The organism is Neisseria sp. P0020.S005, assembly GCF_051957055.1.
Lineage (GTDB): Bacteria > Pseudomonadota > Gammaproteobacteria > Burkholderiales > Neisseriaceae > Neisseria > Neisseria subflava_A.
In genome coordinates this window covers 1-687 of sequence record NZ_JBQCWV010000027.1, presented here as the reverse complement: position 1 = coordinate 687, position 687 = coordinate 1, and the positions used below count along the sequence as shown (strand labels likewise).

At 45.4% G+C, this 687-nt stretch carries 1 pseudogene; it reads left to right on the top strand.

What is annotated here, in order from left to right:
* Nucleotides 1–687, top strand: a pseudogene (locus ACTHTU_RS11130) (hypothetical protein); the annotation flags it as partial.

Genomic DNA, 687 nt, shown 5'->3' with positions numbered 1-687 from the left:
GCGCTTTGCCTCTTCAACCGGTTGTCGTTTACGGCGGCGACTGCAAGCCAAATAACCCAACACAAACCAGAGCCTCCCTTCACGAGAAAAGAGAAGAAAGAAAAAAAAGAAAAGGAAGAGAAAAGAAAAAAAACAGCACAAAAAGGAAAAACACAAAAAAAAAAAACACAAACAAAAAACCACAACCACCACACCCACAAACCACCAAAAAAACCACACACAAAACAACCACCACCAACCCCCCACCCCCCAACACCACCACCACCCCACCCAAAAAACCACCCAAACAACACAACAAACATCACAAACAAACAAACAACACCCACACCACAAACGCCAACCAACCCTCACAAACCAACACCACCACCCCCAAACCTAAACACCCCCCCCACACCACCAACAACAACCAACAACCCACCCCACCACCACACAAACACACCACCAAACAAAACAACCCCAACAACACAACAAACCCACACCCACAACCCAAAACCAAACCCCACAAACAACAACCCCCACCAACAACACCAACACACAACCCGGCACAAAACCACCACCCAAAAACACACCCAAAACCACCCACCACACACACCCAACACCACCAACAAACCAAACAACACAAACCCCAACAACCACCACACCACCAAAAAAACAAAAAAAAAAAAAAAAAAGAAAAAAAAAAAAAAA